This window comes from Gracilibacillus alcaliphilus (assembly GCF_016909015.1).
GTDB classification, from domain to species: Bacteria; Bacillota; Bacilli; order Bacillales; family Amphibacillaceae; genus Gracilibacillus; species Gracilibacillus alcaliphilus.
The window spans coordinates 62,939-81,326 of sequence record NZ_JAFBFA010000007.1; the positions used below are offsets into that span (position 1 = coordinate 62,939).

Here is an 18,388-nt window from a genome sequence, read left to right on the forward strand (position 1 = left end):
TCGGGTATCATCCTTCACTAGACCTATATCCTGGTTTGCCCTGTAGTATTGACAATTCCTTGTAGTTGATATAAAGTTATCTAAGGTAATAGTTAACTAAGGTAATTAAAGGGGAGGCGGAGTAAAAGTGGAGGGTTTCTTACGTTCGTTTATGCAAGTATATCGTCCATTAGTGACAAAGCTAAATGATATTCTCGCTGCCTATCAGTTATCCTATTCACACTGGCAGGTAATTTATTATTTGAAGGTGGAGGGCAGATCAACATTGGCTGATATTTCTGCCCATTATCGAGTGGAAAGACCATCTATTACTAGAAGGGTTCAACGTTTAGAAGAATTGGATATTATCGAGGTTGTTCCTAGTGAAAATCGCCGTGAAAAAAATATTCAACTCACCGAATACGGAAATGAGGTTTATCAGAAATCCCGGCAGGCAATTACCGAGTTAGAGTATTCCTTAGCAGAAGGATTGACAAAGCAGGAACAAGACTTTGTGAGACATACCTTGCGTAAACTTCAACAAAATTTAATAAGTAAAGAAGGGAACAAGTTTGAGTAAAGAGAAATTATGGACAAAGGATTTTTTAATCGTATCAGCGATTAATTTCTTATTAACATTTGTGTTTTATTTGTTTGTCGTTATTATTGGCGTATATGCCGCAGAAACATATCAAGCTACACCAAGCCAAGCGGGCCTTGTGGTTGGTTTATTTATTGTCGGAGCGCTAATAGGCCGTTTATTGATTGGCAGAAGTATTGATTCCATTGGCCGTAAACGGACACTTTTTATCGGCATTATTGCTTTTATTTTAGCAACGACATTATATTTCGTTCATTTTGGAATTGGCTTTCTATTGTTAAATCGTTTCCTGCATGGTTTGGCATTCGGGGTGGCAAGTACTGCTACAGGTACAATTGTTGCACAAATTATTCCAGTCTCTCGAAAAGGAGAAGGGATCGGCTATTACAGTATGAGTGCCACACTGGCAACGGCGATTGGGCCATTTCTTGGTATCATGCTGAATCAGCATACAGATATCCATGTTATTTTTAGCCTCTGTGTTATCGTTGCTGTCCTTTGTTTGGCGACCGCCTTTTTTGTCCATGTGCCAACCCTTGATGGGGAACCGCTTAAACCGAAGGGCTTAAATATTTCGCAATTTATTGAAATAAGAGCACTTCCTATTGCGATCGTTACTTTAGTGGTAGCATTATGTTATTCCAGTGTGCTTTCCTATATTAATTTCTATGCCATCGAACTTCACTTAGTTAGTGCAGCCAGTTTTTTCTTCCTTGTTTATTCGATAGCCGTTCTAGCTTCTCGTCCATTTACCGGGCGTTTGATGGATGCAAAAGGGGCTAACTATGTGATGTATCCTGCTTTTGTGTTTTTTACAATCGGCTTATTCATGTTAGGTGTTACTCATAGTAGTTTCATTTTATTGTTAGCCGGTGTACTTATCGGGCTTGGTTTTGGGAATATGCAATCTTGTACCCAAGCGGTTGCGGTTAAACTAACACCGTCCCATCGAATGGGTTTAGCAACATCTACATTCTTTATCTTTTTAGACGCTGGTTTAGGATTTGGACCATACCTATTAGGATTTATTGTACCCATTACAGGGTATGCCACCTTGTATACGTTATTAGCCTTAGTTGTTATCTTGGCCGCCGGTTTGTATTTCCTATTGCATGGTAAACGAGAAATGGCGGTTAATCACGCATTAGCTCATGAGTAAAATATATAAAATAGCTTGCTTTACGCTGCAACAGAATGTTTTTCAACTAAAGCCAGTGTGGCAGTTAAAATAGAAAATCGGTTATTTGCAGATAAAATTATTGGATGAAAAAACAGGTCGCAACTGTTTGGTTTTTTTTACACTGCGAGAAGAAAAGTTATCAATGAGTGGAGAAAAAAATTAAAAAAGAATAAGGAGATTTTGTATGCGATGGTTACATGAAGTACCAGGTATTCATGACAAAGATGAGGATGCTTTGAAACTTGATTTTTCGATAAGCGAACTTACCATGCGTAATGAACCAAAAGAAACAATCGTAACACATTTTTTCTTAAGTATGTTTAAGCACCAAACTGATGGGGTGCTAATGTTACCAATTCCTGATGAACATATGTTAGAACAGGTAAACACGGAAACAGCACCTTTTTTTGATAAAGTGCAACTTGTATCTTATAAAGGTAAGGTAAAACAAATTCATTTACAATATCCAAAAAAATATATATGTAAAGCTCGATTGGACGCCATTAATGAAATTATCGGATCTGATCAGCAGGTGGCCTCCCCGTTTAATCAGCCAAAAATTTACCGGCTTAATAAGGAATTTTTTGATTGTAAGAATGATAATGATTCACAATTAGATTATTTACTCGCTTTTTTAAAAAATATGTACGTTAATCAAGACCTAACATTTATACCAAATGGATGGGTACTATCAGACAGTTTAAAAGACTTACAGATTTTAAAGTTGCTAGTTTGCAATTCTAATAATGTTTATTTTTATGTAGATAATGAAAATAGGGAAGTAGGCGTGGTACAGGTACAATTTAATTAAAAAGGTAAATTATTGTTCAAATGACTCACATATATCCCAATTAAACCCATTATTAAATACTGAATAAAAGAGGCTGTCGCATCATGTAGTTCCATTGTGCAACAGCCTTCTTCAGCTTGTATTTCTTCTACATGTCTCTATTTGTGCATCATGATTATTGGCATTCATCTTTAAATGGGTGGAGTAGGTAAACAGAACTCAGGCGATAATGGGTTTTATTTAATCATTAGCTGATCACCTGGGTAAATCAAATGGGGGTTTTCCAAGTGATTCGATTGTTCGAGCGTCGTCCATAAATAATTATAACGCAGGCCAATTTCAAATAAAGTGTCACCTGGTTGCACGGGAACTGTCTTTATGTACAGCGATAATTTCCGGCTCCAGATCTTCAACATAGTTTGCCTCGGGATGGACTTTGCGCACATCATTATCAATGATTTCATCTGTGAAGCTTGCTGTGACGATTTCTGGTTGTTCTACACCTTGACTGATATTTATGATCGAAACGGACCCTTCAGGGTTGACTTTATAGTCTTCACTAGGTTCTCCTTCATTAGCAACAAGCAATTTATGTCCAACATGCGTAAAAGTGACCATGTCTGGCAAGGCACCCACTTCGACTGTTGCGAGATGAACGCCTGCACTTGTTAGAAAGAGCACATGACCAGCATCTGTTTTAGGTTCCGCAACGGTTGCTACAACAATGATGTCTTCGGTTGGAAGAACCGCAATGCTTGTTAAATCAGCTACATCGGATAGGGATGGATCCAAGTTTTAATCGTTTTTTTAGTGGAATATCGGTAAAGGCATTATTCTCCGTTAGTGCTTCTCCATCTAAAATATCAATTGATTTTTTATTGCCATTGACTGAAAATATTTGGTTGCTCCTCTCATCGTAGGCAACAATTTCTGCTCCTCCAACGCCAAAATCGGCACCACTTATGTATCGCCCGCTTAGCTCGAATGGTAAGTTCTCTTTCATTGCTGAAACATGCAGAGAGAGGTCGGTCAATTGTTCAGGGATAGAATTGTCGTTTGCGTTTGTAGTTTGCGGAAAAGCTGCTAGAATGGAGACTGCGATTAGTAAATGGAGTGGTGCTTTTTTCATTTCTGCTCTCACCCCATTGTTTATGTATGTACCGAGCATAGCACGTAAATAATAAACGGCTGTAAAATCCAAGTTAATATTTTGTAAAAGGAGCTCTGAAAAAAGTGCTGCATTTTTTAAAAGTCAATACGCTGATATAAAAGAAGACCTCTGCCTGTAATAGGCGAGGTCTTCTTAAGTCACTCATGATTATTTAATTACTCGGATACAACTTCATATCCGCTTTGTTCTAACATTTCAACAGATCGTTGCAAGCTAATACCTTGGCTTGTATCTCCATCTACAATAGATCCGGTTAATTGAGCCATTTCTTCAGGATCCGCTTGATCATAATCAACTGTTAATGATTCTGTCGCATGATCATCATGGTATTCAATGCTGTGCTCGATACCTTCAGCCTCTGCATAAGCTGCAACCATTTCTTGTAACGCAGCCTCTGCTTCTTCTTTATTAGAGACTTGTAAGGCAGTATAAGGAATTTCGTTTTCAGCTGTTTGTTTTGTTACTTTATCTCCATCTGCATAATAAGTCAATTTAGAATACACACCATTTTGATCAATTTGTAAAGTAACGACATTTTCTCCATTTGGATCAATGTCTAGTTCAGTAGCAGCCTCTTCCTCAGAATTGGTATCTCCTTCTAAATCAACGCTTTCTGTCCCTTCATCATCCGCTGTATCTTCATCTTCTGTGCCTTCGTCATTAGCACCTTCTGTTTCTTCTGTTGTATTGTCGTCGCTACTATTGTCATCCGCGTTTGTATCGTCTGATGAACCACAAGCAACTAAGGCAATACTCAATAGTAATGTCAGGCAAAGCATAAGCCATTTATTCATTTTGTGTTCTTCCTCTCTAGAAAAGTTTTTAAAACAGATAGTTAATAGGATATATAAAGATAAGAAATGTTGCAATAGGTTAATGGGCATAGTTTATATGATCTAGTTGTAGCGAAGATGTCGATAATAAGACCTGCATGAATGGGGGATATCCTAATAACACGTTTATAATTTATACCCTTTTCTTTAATGGATAAACATGGAGATGGAAAATATATCAAAATGTTAATCGTGGAGAGGAAAGATGAGGTATTATTTATCCTGTTACAATCGTCCGTGAGACTTGTGCTTGATATTTCAGCGAAGTCTAGAAGAGTTCCTACTGACAACAGTATTGAACATAAATGGAGTTCTGCTTATTTAAGATCCTTTTATACTAAAATGTGAACAGGCAAGCCTTAGCTTGCCTGTGCCATTAATATAGAGAATCTTATTCTTCTGTTTTGACGACAGCTGAATAGTGCTCATTCGCTTCGTTTTAGTTGTTTGATGTGGAAGGTAATTAATCATCTACTTCGACATGATCTTGTTCGCCTGTTTCTGCATTAATAGTAACTTCTACTTCTTTTCTATTTGTTTCTTCAAACTTAATTTCAAACATTGCATGTCCATTTTTAATATCAAGATTCCAGCTTGTGACTGATAAATCACCGGTTTCTTGTGCTTGTTTGGCTGTTGTTATCGCCTCATCGATTGTTACATAACTATCAATTTGCAGTTCTTGTGGGCTGTCATCAGCATCTAATGCTTCTTGTTCTTGATGAAGCACTTCGCCGGCTTCATTAATATGGGCGCTGTATTTATTGGTGTCATCAAATCCATCAATTTCATACATCAACTCCCCATTCTCGACATCTAATTCAATAGCAGACACTTGTACATCAGGGAAAGTTTCATAGAAGATCTGAAGGGCATCATCTACATTCAGGGATACATCCTCCACTGTTACAGTGTTTGTATTATTACCATTAGAAGTGGTGTTATCATTTGTATTGTTGTCATCTGTTCCAGCCTCGTTGTTGTCATTATTCGTTTCGTTAGTTACATCACCTGTATTGTCGTTATCTGCATTTTCCTCATTATTAGTCGTATTACATCCAGCTAAAAATAAGACAAGCAACAGTGTTAGACACATTATTGTCTTTTTTTTCAATTTTATCCATCCCTTCTACCCATTGATAAAATGGGCGATTGTGATTGAAAATCTTTAATATTTTAAATAATACCCAATTGTTAGAGGATGAAACAAAGAATATAAATTTTAATGTTAAGTATGTACATGATATTGTCAATCTATGCAAAAAAATATATCTTTAATGAATAAATGGATCAACTTTTTGGTCTTCAAGAAGAATAGAACATGGTATACTGCTTTGTAAGGGCTAACAAGGAGGTTGAAAAAGATGCGGACAGAGAAGGAAATGATGCAGTTAATTTTAGATACAGCGATGGAAGATGAACGAATTCGAGCAGTCGGTATGAATGGATCACGCACAAATCCTAATGTGTCGCCAGATATTTTTCAAGATTATGATATCGTATATATAGTAAAAGATGTCCAGTCATTTATTGATGATCCGGGGTGGATAGATGTATTTGGTGAACGTTTAATTATGCAGACACCAGATGCTATGTCGCTAATTCCGTCTGAATCAAAAGATACGTTTGCTTATTTAATGAAGTTCCATGATGGGAATCGAATCGATTTGACGCTGTTTCCTGTTGAACGGGCAGCGGAGTGGCATGGCGGAGATAAACTGTCCATTGTTTTATTAGATAAAGACAATATCTTACCGACATTGGATCCACCGACAGATAAGGATTATCAAGTCCAAAGACCGAACCAGCAATTGTTTGATGATTGCTGTAACGAATTTTGGTGGGTATCTACTTATGTCGTAAAGGGGTTATGGCGTCAGGAACTTATTTATGCACAAGATCATCTGCATGTGATTCGTGGAATGTTAATGCATATGCTGTCCTGGAGAATAGGGATGGAGCATGACTTTGCGATAAGTGTAGGGAAATCCGGAAAGCATTTCAAGTCTTTGTTGGATAAGCAAGAATGGGAGGCATTATTAGAGACATATGCCGATGGCAGTTATCAGGGGGCATGGCAAGCTTTGGACTCGATGTGCCAATTATTTGAGCAAACAGCATTAAAAGTGGCACGTCAGCTGGAATTAATTTATGATACCGAAGAATCTGCACGTGTACAGCAATACCATGCGCACATCCGCCAACTTCCTCTTGAGGCAAAAGCAATCTATTAACGGGTGCTGTCGGAAAAGGGGACGTATGACAGTGAACAGATTGATAAGGAAGGTAAGTAACGATAGAATGTTAGGCTTTTAATGTTTCACAGCAATCCAGAATAAGACGGTTATCTGTAAGAAAGAGGGGATAAAAATGGGATTACCTGTCGGGATTTATATTATTACCGGAATTATGGCTTCTGGGAAGTCAACTGTGGCCCAATTACTGGCAGAAAAGCTAGAAAAAAGTGTGCATCTCCACGGTGATATTTATCGGAAGATGATAGTAAACGGGCAGGAAGAGATGGCACCTGATCCGTCTGAGGAGGCCCTGAAACAATTGCTGCTACGCTACCGTTTAACCGCGGCAGCAGCAGAAACCTACTATCGAGCTGGATTTACGGTTGTAGTACAAGATAATTATTTAGGGAAAGAGGCTTATTATTTTTTACAACAGTTTCAGACGAAATCGCTTTATTTTATTACATTAAATCCAAACTTGGAAACAGTGATAGACCGTGAGAAAGAACGTAATAAGACAGGTTATCATACATGGGAGGTCCAACCATTACATCAAGTGCTGATGGAGGAGAATCCACGGATTGGTTTATGGATAGACAATTCTGACCTGACCCCAGAAGAAACAGTGGATGCGATTATAGAGCGAGCAGAAAAGACTGCGCGGATTAGCATATGAAAAAGAATGCTATCGTTAGAAAGGTTGTCTAGTAAGGCAGCCTTTTTGAATGGGGAGGATAAACGTGCTGGGCCTGTTATCAGTGAGATGGCGCCAGCGATTGCACCGGAATAAAATGTATGGCTCATCCTTCTGGTGGATAAAAACACTTTGCAGGTATTTACTTCATCCCTTTTCCTCTATATAATAGCCATAACTAACTATACAAGGAGTGATCGGGATGAAAAACAAAACAAATACTCCATTAATAACGGTGGTGAAAAAAGACTAGCATTACATTGGAGGTACTATGAATATAACCTTAGAATTAGCAAAACAACTTGTTGCAGAGCAATTTCCGGAATGGGCGTCATTAGAAGTGAGGCATGTAAAGAAAAGTGGACATGATAATCGAACGTTTCGACTGGGGGAAACAATGAGCCTGCGTCTGCCCAGTCATCAGGCATATGCGGCAGCAGTGGAAAAAGAATCAACATGGCTGCCGGTTTTAGCCTCACAGTTAGAGCTCCCTATTACCACACCGGTTGCTAAGGGAGAGCCATCAGAGCTGTATCCTTTGCCATGGTCGATCAATAATTGGCTAGAAGGAGAAACATTACAGGATGGTTCTATCGATCTGCCCCAGTTTGCGATTGATTTGGCTCAATTTATCCGGCAGTTACAATCTATTGATGCGACAGATGGGCCTGTCGCAGGTGCACATAGCTTTTATCGGGGCGGGGATTTAGCCGTTTATCAACAGGAAACAGAAGAGGCGCTCAAACAGTTAGAGGGAGTAGTAGATACAGAACGTTGCAGCCATATATTTGCAGAGGCACTTCGCAGTAAATGGACAAAGCCGCCAGTATGGTTTCATGGCGATATTGCCTCTGGGAATCTGTTAGTCCGTCAGCAGCGATTAGCGGCAGTGATTGACTTTGGTACATCGGGAGTTGGTGATCCCGCTTGTGACTTGGTTATTGCCTGGACATTTTTTGATAAAGAAAACAGGCTGATTTTTAAGGAGCATGTCCAGATGGATAAGGCGACATGGCAGCGTGCCAAAGGCTGGGCCTTATGGAAAGCCCTGATTACCTATCAAGCAGAAGAACAAGCAGTTCGAGATCTGGCTCGGCATACATTGACAGCCATCCTGTCAGAATAATAGCAACGCTGATATCCATTATGGGTATCAGCGTTTTTCATCGGTATTTATCGCAGTGTAACTGGCTGTAAGACTCCCACTTCAAGAAATAAGGGAACACGTCATGTCTAAGTGAGAGATTCAACAGACTGTAACGACCAAATTGGTTCAACTAGCGTTCAGTGGGGATGGAAAAAAAACACTGAACGAAGTTTCACTTTATCCTTCCATATCTCTCCGGCGGTAGCCAACAAAACCGAATACGATAAGCAGAGCACTTATCAACAGATAGCTCAAAATAACGCCCCATGAAAAATCCTCACTTGGATACATTGGAATATGTTCATAAATGGATAACAATTTTATCCCTTTAGGTAAATCTAATAAATCGCCCAGATAGATAACGACAAAACCATAGATGACGAACAGCCAAACAAGTGAGATCAGCTTAGGCAGCCAGCCCAGCAGAAACAAAGCAATTCCTGCTAACACAAGTAAGGCAGGTATATAAACTATGGCGGCACCAAACACCTCTTCCCATGCCATCATCTCATCAGCGGCAAAGAAACCGACACCCCAGATGCTGCATGCCAACAGGAGAGGGAAGATACAAGCAATCAAGACAGCAAGCCATGTGTACGTGCGGTACAATTTTGCTCGGGAAAGGGCTTTGCTGTAAATAACCTCTGTTCGTTGTGCTTTCTCCTCACCATGAAGGCGTAAAACCGACATGATCACAGGAGCAGATATAAAAATAATCATAATCGACATCATTAACAGAATAAACTGTTCCATCAGGCTGCCATTAGCAGTTAGAAAAGCTTGTAATGCCTCATTGTCCTGAAAGAATTTTTCTAATTCAGGCAGAATAGCAGCAGAGGCGATTCCCATTATTAAAATACCCGCTAACCAGGAGAGAATCATCGTTTTCTGTAAATGAAATACAAGACCCAGCTTAGTTTGCAACAAGGCGGAGGCATTCTTTCTGCCTTTGCGTTCCGGAATAAAACCGGCACCAATATCACGGATAGATTGTAAATAGTATGTGATGAGAGTGAGCAATATGGCGGCTGCCAATAATCCAACCACAGGCCACCAATCATTATCGGTAAAAACATAAGCACGTGCCAGCCATCCTAATGGGCTAATATAGGAGAGAGCGGTGAACTCTACATCACCAATCGCTCGCAGCAGGTAAAGAATAAGAACAGCACCAAAAGAGAAGATCATAGATGTACGTGATGTTTCTACCAGTTGACTAAACAAAGCTGTCAAACAACCAAAAAATATCCCTGTTCCACCTAATAAACTGCTGTACAACACCGCCCCATGCCAATTCATTCCATCGATTTGGAGACTGCCAATACCTATCGTTAACAAAAGGGTTAAAAGCAGGTTGCTGACAAGCATCACAACAAGACTGCTGTGCAGGTAACTGAGGCGCCCGACGGATCGTGCCTGAACAAGCTCAAGTATTCCTTGTTCCTCATCATCTCTTGTCATCTTGGCTACAAGCAGAATATTCATCATCGCAACCGCAATAGCGGAGAAGAGCAGCATTTCCATAGCAAATAAGCTGCCTAATACATGATAGTTATCATAACCAATCCCTAACATGGCAATCATCGTAGGATTCTCCATTGTCAGGCCAAACGCTTCCCGTGAGGCTGTGTCTCCATAGATGGATTGATAAGAGGCAACGACTGTCACCGTTATTAAGGTAAGTCCAGCCAGCCAATAGATCAGGCGCATGCGGTGCTGCCGGAGCAAGATAGGCAGCAGCCACTTGGATCCTTTAAACAAATGCATGAGCTATCGCCCTCCTTTTTGTTCGTAATGACGCATGAAGAGATCTTCTAGTTTGGGAGGGCTGCTTTCGAGCCGGATAATTCCTTGCTGGCTGAGATATTGCATCACCGGTTCTGTTTGTTCTGCATCCATTTGAAAATGCAGAATATTTCCTTGTTCTTCCACATCATATATTCCCTTATACTGCTCTAGTTCATGCAATGGATATCGTGTTTCGACCATGATATGCATGCGAGTTAAGTGACGCATATCCTTCAAGGAGCCTTGTTCAATAATTTCACCTTGGCGAATGATAGCTACGCGATCACAGAGTTTCTCAACTTCAGATAAAATATGGCTGGATAACAGTACCGTTTTGCCGTTATCCTTCACCTCTTGAACGCCTTGCTGAAAAACATGTTCCATCAACGGGTCCAGCCCAGAGGTTGGTTCATCTAAAATAAATAAATCAGCATTAGAGGCAAAGGCAGCGATAAGGGCGATTTTTTGTCGATTCCCTTTTGAATAAGAACGGCTTTTCTTGGAAGGGTCAAACTGCAATCGTTCGATCCAGTGATCACGTTTTTTCTTGTCATAAATACCGTTCATTTTTAATAAAACATCAATCACCTCACCCCCGGTTAAGTTAGGCCAGACATTAACATCTCCAGGTACATAAGCACAGCGCTTGTGCACTTCGGCTGCATCACGCCAGACATCCTTGCCAAATAGAGTAGCTGAACCACTGGTAGCCTGAAGCATGCCCAAAATAATCCGAATAGTCGTTGATTTACCAGCACCATTCGGACCAATAAAACCATATATTTCCCCTTGTTTTAATTCCATAGAGACTTGATTTAGTGCTTGAAACTGGCCGAATTGCTTAGAGATGCGATCTAATTGTAAAACAGTCATCGGACTCCTCCTGAAAAAAAAGTTTTGAAATATTTATCTATATATATTTCATAATATATAGTATTGGAATAATTGTCAATTAATTTTGAAATATTTTCTTTGAAATATTTCAAAAATTTGATTAAACTAAAGATAATTCGAAGAAAACTTAGATGGGGTGCAATAAATGGATGGTTTTGAGCGACGAAAACAACAAAAAAAACAGGCGATACTGCAGGCGAGTTTATCTTTATTTCAAACGCAAGGAATCAAGAAGGTCCCCATTGCTGAGATTGCCAAGGCGGCAAATGTTTCGCAAGTGACCATTTATAATTACTTTGAAAGTAAAGAGAATTTGTTAGAAGAAGTGTTAATTTACTATGTAGATCAGATTTGGCAAGATTATCAATATCTATTTACGGAAGACATCTCTTTTGACAAAAAGATCAAACAGATGCTCTTTGGTAAAGTTGATATCGCTAATGATATAAATGGCGAGTTTTTGCAGTTTCTGATGCAGTATTACACAACGGAGGGAAATTATATTGAGAAGCTCTATCGGGAAGAAGTGCTGCCAGCCGTGATGCAATTGTTGCAGCAAGGCAGGGAAGAGGGATTAGTCCATGAACAAATTAGTGATCAGGCCATGCTTTTTTATTTGCAGATGTTTGCAGAATATTTGAAGCGAGAGGATTTAGCTCCTCAGATTATTCCAATGACAGAGGATTTAACGAGGTTATTCTTCTATGGCATTGCAGGTGAAGAACCTGCGAGTGAATAAAATGTGGATGGAACTGCATGACTGTGATCTCTTTCCGAACAAAATATAAAGTGAAACTTCATTCAGTGGGGGGCCTTTATCCCCCACTGAATGTTAGTTGAACCAATCGGGCCGTTACTGGCTGTTGGATCTCCTACTTAGAAATGACATGTTCCTCATTTCTTGAAGGTGGAAATCTTACAGTCAGTTACACTGCGAAAAAGGCTGCTATCCATTGGGATAGCAGCCTTTTTCTAGTAGTTGGCAAGAAAACTATTGACTTTGCGCACAAAATGTTCTATGGTTAGTTACATAAGTAATTAACCAATTAAGGGATGAAGCTTATGAAAAAAATTTTGGATGAAAGCAAACCGATTTTCTTACAAATTAAAGAGCAGATTGAAGACTCGATTATGGATGATTCCCTGCAAGCAGGGGATCGTGCTCCTTCAACCAATGAGTTTGCAAATTTTTATCAAATTAATCCTGCAACGGCCGGCAAGGGGATTAATGAATTGGTAGCAGAGGGGATTCTATTAAAGAAAAGAGGCGTTGGTATGTTTGTAACAAGTGAAGCAAAGGAAATTGTGACCGAGAAACGAAAACAGACGTTTTTTGAAAATTATATGCTGCCATTGAAAAGAGAAGCCAAAAAGCTGCATATGGATGAACAGGAATTAATCGATATGCTGAACTGGGAGGATGAAGAAAATGAAGATTGAAGTGAACCAGTTAACTAAAACATATGGACAGAAACACGCACTGGATAAAGTCTCTTTTACCTTAACAGAAAATAAAATCTATGGATTACTAGGCAGAAACGGGGCGGGTAAGACCAACTTTATGGATATTTTAAGCGGACAAATTCTAGCGTCATCTGGTGAGATTAAGATTGATGGGGAAGATCCATTTGAAAATCAACGATTAACCGAATCGATTTGTTTGATCAAGGAAGCAGATAACTTTAGCCCTGAATTAAAAATCAAACAAGTGTTAAAAATCTTTGCTTATTTTTATCCCAATTGGGATCAGCAAATGGCAGAGGAACTGTTGGAAGTATTTCATTTAAAACAGTCTTTCCGAATCAAAACCTTATCGAAAGGGATGGAATCTGCCTTAGGAATTACAGTTGGATTGGCTAGCCAAGCACCGATTACTGTGTTTGATGAACCATACATCGGTATGGATGCACCATCTCGTAAGAAATTTTATGAAATTTTGTTAGAGGACTATCAAGAAAATCCTCGTACAATTATCTTCTCGACGCATTTGATTGATGAAGTCAGTTTGATGTTTGAAGAAGTGCTGATTTTACGGGAAGGGGCGCTTATTCTGCAGGAGACATCGGAAGGCATACGGGAGAAGACGGTTGGCGTTTCTGGACCAAAGACAAAAGTCGATGCCTTTTTAGAAGGGAAAGAAGTGATTCAGCGTAATGACTTGGCTGGCAATTCGATGGCCTATGCCTTTGGCAGCAAACAAGAGGCGAAAGACGCCGGATTACAAGTGGAAGGTGTGCCAATTCAAGAGCTAATGATTCATTTAACTGAGAAAAGTGAAGGGAGTGCCGTCCATGAATAATCAAATCAAAGGAATGATGTATTATTACACACAAGGTGTGATTTACTCAGCGAAAATATTTTTGCTTATTTTAGCAGGGCTTCTAGCAGTAAGCTGTATTATCTGCTACTTATTGCTAGGGACAGATGAATTTAAAATGTATTTTGCGATCCCATTTGCGACTTATTTTAATGTTGGTATTATTGGTTATCAATTAGTGAAAGGAAATGTTCCCTTTGGTTTAAAAATGGGAGCCGTCCGTAAAAATATTTATATAATGCAAGTATACTTCATGCTGCTTTACTCGATGGTGATGGCTGTAATAGGGAATGTGCTGCAATTGGTAACAGAATTACTGCAAAAATGGATCGGGATTGATAATTTTCAATTTACTCATTTGGCGATGCTGTTATCGGATAACCCGGCCACACGGATTGTTGTTGATACGTTGGTGATGTTCTTTATTATGAACTTATTATATCTATTCGGATTGATCTTCTATCGCACAGGTTTGCTGGGTGGCACCATTTTATTAGCAGTATTGCTGCTTGTCGTTTTGTTTGGTGTATTTGAAGGCTGGCTTATCCGCGGAGTAATCGATGTTATGTCTAATATATCATGGATGTTCTTCATCACTTTATTTGTACTCGGCATTGCCTTCTGGCTTATCGGTTATCCATTGATGAGAAAAATTACCGTCGTCAAGACACGATAAATAGTAGAGGGAAAAAACTGCATCAAAAGTGGTGCAGTTTTTTTATGGAAAATTAATTTGCTGTTCAACTAATAGACATCTTTATTTGCTATATTGAATATAACCGTGGAGGAGCAAAGCAGACAAGACGGTTTAACGTGAATGGAGAAGGATATAAGATCAAGATCTTGATATGAAATACAATGTACGTTATAATTTAATTGATCAATCAATTAAAAAAATAATCATATAGTCAATATTTTAGAATGGAGCGAAAAAAGATGGAAAATAAAACAGTAGTTGGTTTAACAATGACCGATAAGCTGATTTTAATAATTGTCACACCTATAGTGGGAGCTTTGCTAGGGTGGTTTATTAAGATTATTGCTTCTTGGCTGTTGAAGATTCCTTTTATCCCATTTGAACCTTTATGGGAATGGGTTGTAGCTTGGGATAGTGTTTGGGTGCCGGTTATTGGAGCGGTTGTGGGGATAATTGCTGGAGTACTCTTTGTATTTTACGCCTTTAGTGTAATATTGAAAATGACCATTACAGACCAAGATGTGACATTGGTGTATAATGATAAAGAAGAGAAGCTGCAGAAAAAAGATATCTCAGCTATCTTTTTAGATGGTAAAGAAATTGTTTTCTTGGGTAATCATGGTCAAGAACTTTATCGCAGAGAAACAGATAATAAAAAACAGGCGATCGCCGAGGCTTTTCAACAACATTTTTTTCCGTGGAAAGATGAAGATCCTTATGCTAATCAATATCATCGCTGGGTGCCGGACCATCCTGATTTCCCTGCTGCTGTTAATACCTTATTAGCGGCCAGGGAAAGGGCAATCCAAGAAGGTAATGAGAAGGAAATAGATATATTGCGTCGGGATTTAGCTGCGGAAGGAGTTGTGATTCGAGATCAAGATGGCCATCAATATGTAAGGTTAGCTAGGGGGAAACATCAATGACTAAAGATAAATCATTTATTGCGAAGGCGCGTCAAGAACAAATTATTCAAGCAGTGATTGAGGTATTAAATGAAATCGGCTATGTCCAAACAAGCCTGGCAAAAATCGCCAAACAAGCAAAAATCAGTACTGGATTAGTTTCTTATCATTTTTCTGATAAGGAAGATCTAATTAATCATACCCTCATGTACTTAATGACGGTACAGGTGAATTACATTAAAGAGCATATTGAGGCTGAAACAGGTGCTTATCAGAAACTGACAGCCTTTATTAAGGCAAGTCTGCATTATCAAAAGCAATATTACGCAAACAACGTAGCTATGCTTGAAATTATTTTTAATGCACGAGACGGAGAGAATACGCCATATTATAAGCTGGTAAATGAGGGAGATGACCCGATTTATGTAATGTTGGAAAAGATTCTGGCACAAGGCCAGCAAGAACAGGTGTTTGCGGCCGAGCTACAGCCAAAGACAGTATCGATACTGATTAATGGTGCTATCGGTGAGAGTATGTTGTTACAGAATGAAACATTTGATATGGAAGGCTATCAGGCGGAATTAATGAAAATGGTAACCAAGGTGGTGAAATGATGTGCAGGGGTTTCAACATACGAAATTACCAGATTGGCTACAAGATTTTCTTGATTCAGAAATAATGGATCAAGCAACCTACCAAACGATCTATGATTTCATCGCTTTGGATAACTTCCGATATGGGGAATATGAAGGTAATCAATATATTATTCGTAAGATCAACCAGCAGCATATCCAAATAGAGGATGAAATAACGACAGCACATACAGGAGTGCCAGTAGTAGCGGTATTTGAGCAGAAAAGGCTGTTAGTATTATTGGATCGTTATGGTCAACAGTTAAACTAGAATGTTTTTTATGCTGAACATAAGCCGCAAATGATGTGAGTTCGCTCATCTTTATTTGTTTTTTAATAAATAAATGATCAGTCCTGTAATTCCTATTAATGCAACGAAGAAGAGGATGATGAGTAGGATTCCCAGCCCTGCAGGGATGCAAATATCATGAGTGAAAAACCTTCTAATAATTAGTCGAAAATGGATTTATTGTATTTCCATTTTGGACAGTATAACATACGCCAATTTTAATTGGAATCACTTATTACCCTATGTTAGGATGGAGATACAGATTATTCCTTTCTTGTAGTTTCAAAGACTAAGCTTGTGATCGGAGTAATTATATATAATGGAAGCTTCGATACTGCTGTCCATTATATCCAGACTGCTTATATTTGTTTACCTGCTTGTGTATCTGTTTTGCAAAAAGAAACGGGCAAGGACAAGGAAATAGGTTATAGATTAATATTTACCATTGTCCTTTTCCTTCTATACCAACTTATGTTTTTCTATTTTAATATAAAAAAGGGGAGAGGGTATGTTTTCTATTATAGATAACCGAGGAGAAGAACATGAACTTATGTTAATCCTAGTTACCATTTGTTCTTTTCTGACATTTCGAAAGATGGAGAAGTTAGAGCGTTATCGAAAAAAATTAAAAGACAGTTACACTCCCTACTAAGAAAGGACAGAGCATGCGAACGAGTTATTCGTTTTCTTGCTCTGTTAATTATCATAAAAAACTCGCATAGTTAGATAAGAAATAGCTCGCTTCTCTTCACTGCTTTTACAACAGTAACATACCCGCAATAGATTCTCATCCGCCTTTTCTCAATACAAAGAAAAAACCTACCAAACCTCCGCCAAATAAAAACAGTATCGTACAGAAAAGAATCGTACCTATCGTTAGTGTACTAAACAAGAAAACAGCAGTAACACAAAGCAGCAGTCCGATAATAAGGAAAAGTTTGCGAAATAATAAGTGGTTTTTTTGCAGCAAGGCGAACAGGCTGGCTGTAAGGAAATAGAGTCCGCTTATTAAACAAATAATAGGAAAGAAACTATAGAATTTAATGGCATAGACCAAGAAATCTAATTGCGAAATATCCGATGGAAGGTTTGGATTGTTATGTAACAAATGAGTAAAAGGGGTATGCTCCCACTCAGATGAATCATGCAATAAATAGCTACCTTCATATAAAGAAGCAAACAACGCAAGCCAGAAGAAACTGAAACTCACTGCTAGTTGAATAAATAACTTGCTTTTGGCAGCAAATATTCCTTTTATTGGAGTAATCCAGTCCACATCTATCACCTTCCCTTCTTCTAAACTAAAGATCCCACTACTATTATATCGTCTAATACCCTTGAAATGCATAGCTAATTGGAGTAAAATTTATAAATAAGGTCATCTGATGACCTTATTTAGTCCGAGTGTGCTTGATAAAAATACATGACAATATTGCTGGGCTGAATCTCGGAAAAGTCAGTTTTCCTTGGAATTCGTAGATTTGAGTAAGATGGAGTGAAGTATATGGAATATAAACGTATTAAATCAGAGAAATTATATGAACAAGTAGCAGATTCATTGATACATATGATTAGACAGGGGGACCTGAAACCAGGTGATAAACTAGATTCGGTGGAACAGCTGGCCCATCATTTTGGTGTTGGTCGTTCAGCAGTCAGAGAGGCCTTAAGCGGTTTGCGTTCGATGGGATTAGTGGAAATGCGTCAAGGGGAAGGTACCTATGTGCAGAACTTTGACCCGGAACGTTTTACACTGCCTGTTAGTACAGCCTTTTTAATGAAACAGGATGATGTAAAAGAATTGTATCAGGTACGCAAGATTTTAGAGGTGGGGACGGCAGGTTACGCTGCTATGAGTTATCAAGAAAACGATCTTAAACGAATGGAAGAAGCACTTCAACTAATGGCAGATGCAAAAGGAAACGATTTACTCGCAGAACGGGCGGATATAGAATTTCATATTGCGATTGCAGAGGCAACTCATATGGAGTTACTCATTCATTTAATGGGCAGTGTTTCTGACCTTATGTCGGAGACCATTCGCGAGACAAGGCGGATTCTATTGTATTCCGAAAATCGTGCAGATATCCTATTCCAAGAACACGAGCGTATCTATCAGGCTATTAAGAACCGAGAAGTAAAGCAGGCAAGAGACCGCATGTTCGAGCATTTAGAAAATGTGGAGCAGCTGCTGTTTCAAGAATTGGATAAGCAGTAGGCGGTTTGGGGTATGG

The 18,388-nt window shown here is 38.9% G+C and carries 22 protein-coding genes; 15 read left to right on the forward strand and 7 right to left on the reverse strand.

Annotated elements, in window-relative coordinates; genetic code table 11:
* The first annotated feature begins 127 nt into the window (after positions 1-127).
* The 3 genes from JOD18_RS07545 (at position 128) to JOD18_RS07555 (ending at position 2,571) form a co-directional block, all read left to right on the forward strand.
* Positions 128-559, forward strand: coding sequence for a MarR family transcriptional regulator (locus JOD18_RS07545; protein ID WP_204668344.1), 432 nt, complete (start codon positions 128-130; stop codon positions 557-559).
* On the forward strand, positions 552-1,739 hold the full coding sequence (locus JOD18_RS07550) for an MFS transporter (protein ID WP_204668345.1): 1,188 nt from the start codon (positions 552-554) through the stop codon (positions 1,737-1,739). Before JOD18_RS07545 ends, JOD18_RS07550 begins: the two co-directional genes overlap by 8 nt.
* A gap of 205 nt (positions 1,740-1,944) precedes the next feature.
* Positions 1,945-2,571, forward strand: a complete 627-nt coding sequence (locus JOD18_RS07555; protein ID WP_204668346.1) for a hypothetical protein — start codon at positions 1,945-1,947, stop codon at positions 2,569-2,571.
* A 330-nt stretch (positions 2,572-2,901) separates the two neighbouring features.
* Here JOD18_RS07555 and JOD18_RS07565 read toward each other — a convergent pair whose 3' ends face one another.
* The 4 genes from JOD18_RS07565 to JOD18_RS07580 form a co-directional block, all read right to left on the reverse strand.
* Positions 2,902-3,342 carry a choice-of-anchor I domain-containing protein gene (locus JOD18_RS07565; protein ID WP_204668348.1) on the reverse strand — a complete coding sequence of 147 codons (441 nt, stop codon included), beginning with the start codon at positions 3,340-3,342 and terminating at the stop codon, positions 2,902-2,904.
* Entirely contained in the window at positions 3,314-3,679 is a 366-nt protein-coding gene (locus JOD18_RS07570; protein ID WP_204668349.1) for a hypothetical protein, read from the reverse strand. The genes JOD18_RS07565 and JOD18_RS07570 overlap by 29 nt, the downstream gene beginning before the upstream one ends.
* A gap of 197 nt (positions 3,680-3,876) precedes the next feature.
* Complete coding sequence (locus tag JOD18_RS07575) at positions 3,877-4,515, reverse strand: YehR family lipoprotein (RefSeq protein WP_204668350.1); 639 nt, start codon at positions 4,513-4,515, stop codon at positions 3,877-3,879.
* A gap of 502 nt (positions 4,516-5,017) precedes the next feature.
* Positions 5,018-5,668, reverse strand: coding sequence for a PepSY domain-containing protein (locus JOD18_RS07580; protein ID WP_204668351.1), 651 nt, complete (start codon positions 5,666-5,668; stop codon positions 5,018-5,020).
* A 250-nt stretch (positions 5,669-5,918) separates the two neighbouring features.
* Here JOD18_RS07580 and JOD18_RS07585 point away from each other — a divergent pair, with 250 nt between their 5' ends.
* The 3 genes from JOD18_RS07585 to JOD18_RS07595 all read left to right on the forward strand — a co-directional run bounded on the left by JOD18_RS07585 (position 5,919) and on the right by JOD18_RS07595 (position 8,611).
* A complete protein-coding gene (locus JOD18_RS07585) occupies positions 5,919-6,788 on the forward strand; it encodes an aminoglycoside 6-adenylyltransferase (RefSeq protein WP_204668352.1) in 870 nt (289 codons plus the stop codon).
* Between the two features lie 136 nt (positions 6,789-6,924).
* Positions 6,925-7,467: an AAA family ATPase gene (locus JOD18_RS07590; RefSeq protein WP_204668353.1), complete on the forward strand. Its 543-nt coding sequence runs from the start codon at positions 6,925-6,927 to the stop codon at positions 7,465-7,467.
* Between the two features lie 289 nt (positions 7,468-7,756).
* Entirely contained in the window at positions 7,757-8,611 is an 855-nt protein-coding gene (locus tag JOD18_RS07595) for an aminoglycoside phosphotransferase family protein (RefSeq protein ID WP_204668354.1), read from the forward strand.
* Between the two features lie 198 nt (positions 8,612-8,809).
* On the opposite strand, the gene JOD18_RS07600 is transcribed toward JOD18_RS07595, so the two are convergent.
* A complete protein-coding gene (locus tag JOD18_RS07600; RefSeq protein ID WP_204668355.1) occupies positions 8,810-10,399 on the reverse strand; it encodes an ABC transporter permease in 1,590 nt (529 codons plus the stop codon).
* A 3-nt stretch (positions 10,400-10,402) separates the two neighbouring features.
* Positions 10,403-11,293: an ABC transporter ATP-binding protein gene (locus tag JOD18_RS07605; RefSeq protein WP_204668356.1), complete on the reverse strand. Its 891-nt coding sequence runs from the start codon at positions 11,291-11,293 to the stop codon at positions 10,403-10,405.
* A 166-nt stretch (positions 11,294-11,459) separates the two neighbouring features.
* Here JOD18_RS07605 and JOD18_RS07610 point away from each other — a divergent pair, with 166 nt between their 5' ends.
* From JOD18_RS07610 to JOD18_RS07645, 8 genes are all read left to right on the forward strand, one after another.
* Positions 11,460-12,053 carry a TetR/AcrR family transcriptional regulator gene (locus JOD18_RS07610; protein WP_204668357.1) on the forward strand — a complete coding sequence of 198 codons (594 nt, stop codon included), beginning with the start codon at positions 11,460-11,462 and terminating at the stop codon, positions 12,051-12,053.
* A 323-nt stretch (positions 12,054-12,376) separates the two neighbouring features.
* A complete protein-coding gene (locus tag JOD18_RS07615) occupies positions 12,377-12,754 on the forward strand; it encodes a GntR family transcriptional regulator (RefSeq protein WP_204668358.1) in 378 nt (125 codons plus the stop codon).
* Positions 12,744-13,613 carry an ABC transporter ATP-binding protein gene (locus JOD18_RS07620; RefSeq protein WP_204668359.1) on the forward strand — a complete coding sequence of 290 codons (870 nt, stop codon included), beginning with the start codon at positions 12,744-12,746 and terminating at the stop codon, positions 13,611-13,613. The genes JOD18_RS07615 and JOD18_RS07620 overlap by 11 nt, the downstream gene beginning before the upstream one ends.
* Positions 13,606-14,307 carry a hypothetical protein gene (locus JOD18_RS07625; RefSeq protein ID WP_204668360.1) on the forward strand — a complete coding sequence of 234 codons (702 nt, stop codon included), beginning with the start codon at positions 13,606-13,608 and terminating at the stop codon, positions 14,305-14,307. The genes JOD18_RS07620 and JOD18_RS07625 overlap by 8 nt, the downstream gene beginning before the upstream one ends.
* 260 nt (positions 14,308-14,567) lie before the next feature.
* The gene (locus JOD18_RS07630) at positions 14,568-15,254 is read left to right on the forward strand and encodes a YqeB family protein (protein ID WP_239587986.1); all 687 of its coding nucleotides are present in this window, start codon (positions 14,568-14,570) and stop codon (positions 15,252-15,254) included.
* Entirely contained in the window at positions 15,251-15,847 is a 597-nt protein-coding gene (locus JOD18_RS07635; RefSeq protein ID WP_204668362.1) for a TetR/AcrR family transcriptional regulator, read from the forward strand. Before JOD18_RS07630 ends, JOD18_RS07635 begins: the two co-directional genes overlap by 4 nt.
* A 1-nt stretch (position 15,848) precedes the next feature.
* Positions 15,849-16,136 (forward strand): hypothetical protein, encoded by a 288-nt coding sequence (locus JOD18_RS07640; protein WP_204668363.1) that lies wholly within the window; start codon positions 15,849-15,851, stop codon positions 16,134-16,136.
* A 526-nt stretch (positions 16,137-16,662) separates the two neighbouring features.
* A complete protein-coding gene (locus JOD18_RS07645; RefSeq protein ID WP_204668364.1) occupies positions 16,663-16,806 on the forward strand; it encodes a hypothetical protein in 144 nt (47 codons plus the stop codon).
* Positions 16,807-16,941: 135 nt separating this feature from the next.
* Here JOD18_RS07645 and JOD18_RS07650 read toward each other — a convergent pair whose 3' ends face one another.
* A complete protein-coding gene (locus JOD18_RS07650) occupies positions 16,942-17,430 on the reverse strand; it encodes a DUF4306 domain-containing protein (protein ID WP_204668365.1) in 489 nt (162 codons plus the stop codon).
* 228 nt (positions 17,431-17,658) lie between these two features.
* On the opposite strand from JOD18_RS07650, the gene JOD18_RS07655 reads away from it, so the two are divergent.
* Positions 17,659-18,372, forward strand: a complete 714-nt coding sequence (locus JOD18_RS07655) for a FadR/GntR family transcriptional regulator (protein WP_204668366.1) — start codon at positions 17,659-17,661, stop codon at positions 18,370-18,372.
* Positions 18,373-18,388 lie beyond the last annotated feature (16 nt).

Excerpts from the sequence above, each read along its gene's own strand:
- JOD18_RS07585 (WP_204668352.1), top strand. The coding sequence starts at position 5,919 with ATGCGGACAGAGAAGGAAATGATGCAGTTAATTTTAGATACAGCGATG.
- JOD18_RS07605 (WP_204668356.1), bottom strand. The coding sequence starts at position 11,293 with ATGACTGTTTTACAATTAGATCGCATCTCTAAGCAATTCGGCCAGTTT.
- JOD18_RS07575 (WP_204668350.1), bottom strand. The coding sequence starts at position 4,515 with ATGAATAAATGGCTTATGCTTTGCCTGACATTACTATTGAGTATTGCC.
- JOD18_RS07615 (WP_204668358.1), top strand. The coding sequence starts at position 12,377 with ATGAAAAAAATTTTGGATGAAAGCAAACCGATTTTCTTACAAATTAAA.
- JOD18_RS07555 (WP_204668346.1), top strand. The coding sequence starts at position 1,945 with ATGCGATGGTTACATGAAGTACCAGGTATTCATGACAAAGATGAGGAT.
- JOD18_RS07570 (WP_204668349.1), bottom strand. The coding sequence starts at position 3,679 with ATGAAAAAAGCACCACTCCATTTACTAATCGCAGTCTCCATTCTAGCA.
- JOD18_RS07610 (WP_204668357.1), top strand. The coding sequence starts at position 11,460 with ATGGATGGTTTTGAGCGACGAAAACAACAAAAAAAACAGGCGATACTG.
- JOD18_RS07595 (WP_204668354.1), top strand. The coding sequence starts at position 7,757 with ATGAATATAACCTTAGAATTAGCAAAACAACTTGTTGCAGAGCAATTT.
- JOD18_RS07620 (WP_204668359.1), top strand. The coding sequence starts at position 12,744 with ATGAAGATTGAAGTGAACCAGTTAACTAAAACATATGGACAGAAACAC.
- JOD18_RS07645 (WP_204668364.1), top strand. The coding sequence starts at position 16,663 with ATGTTTTCTATTATAGATAACCGAGGAGAAGAACATGAACTTATGTTA.
- JOD18_RS07625 (WP_204668360.1), top strand. The coding sequence starts at position 13,606 with ATGAATAATCAAATCAAAGGAATGATGTATTATTACACACAAGGTGTG.
- JOD18_RS07635 (WP_204668362.1), top strand. The coding sequence starts at position 15,251 with ATGACTAAAGATAAATCATTTATTGCGAAGGCGCGTCAAGAACAAATT.
- JOD18_RS07600 (WP_204668355.1), bottom strand. The coding sequence starts at position 10,399 with ATGCATTTGTTTAAAGGATCCAAGTGGCTGCTGCCTATCTTGCTCCGG.
- JOD18_RS07630 (WP_239587986.1), top strand. The coding sequence starts at position 14,568 with ATGGAAAATAAAACAGTAGTTGGTTTAACAATGACCGATAAGCTGATT.
- JOD18_RS07590 (WP_204668353.1), top strand. The coding sequence starts at position 6,925 with ATGGGATTACCTGTCGGGATTTATATTATTACCGGAATTATGGCTTCT.
- JOD18_RS07655 (WP_204668366.1), top strand. The coding sequence starts at position 17,659 with ATGGAATATAAACGTATTAAATCAGAGAAATTATATGAACAAGTAGCA.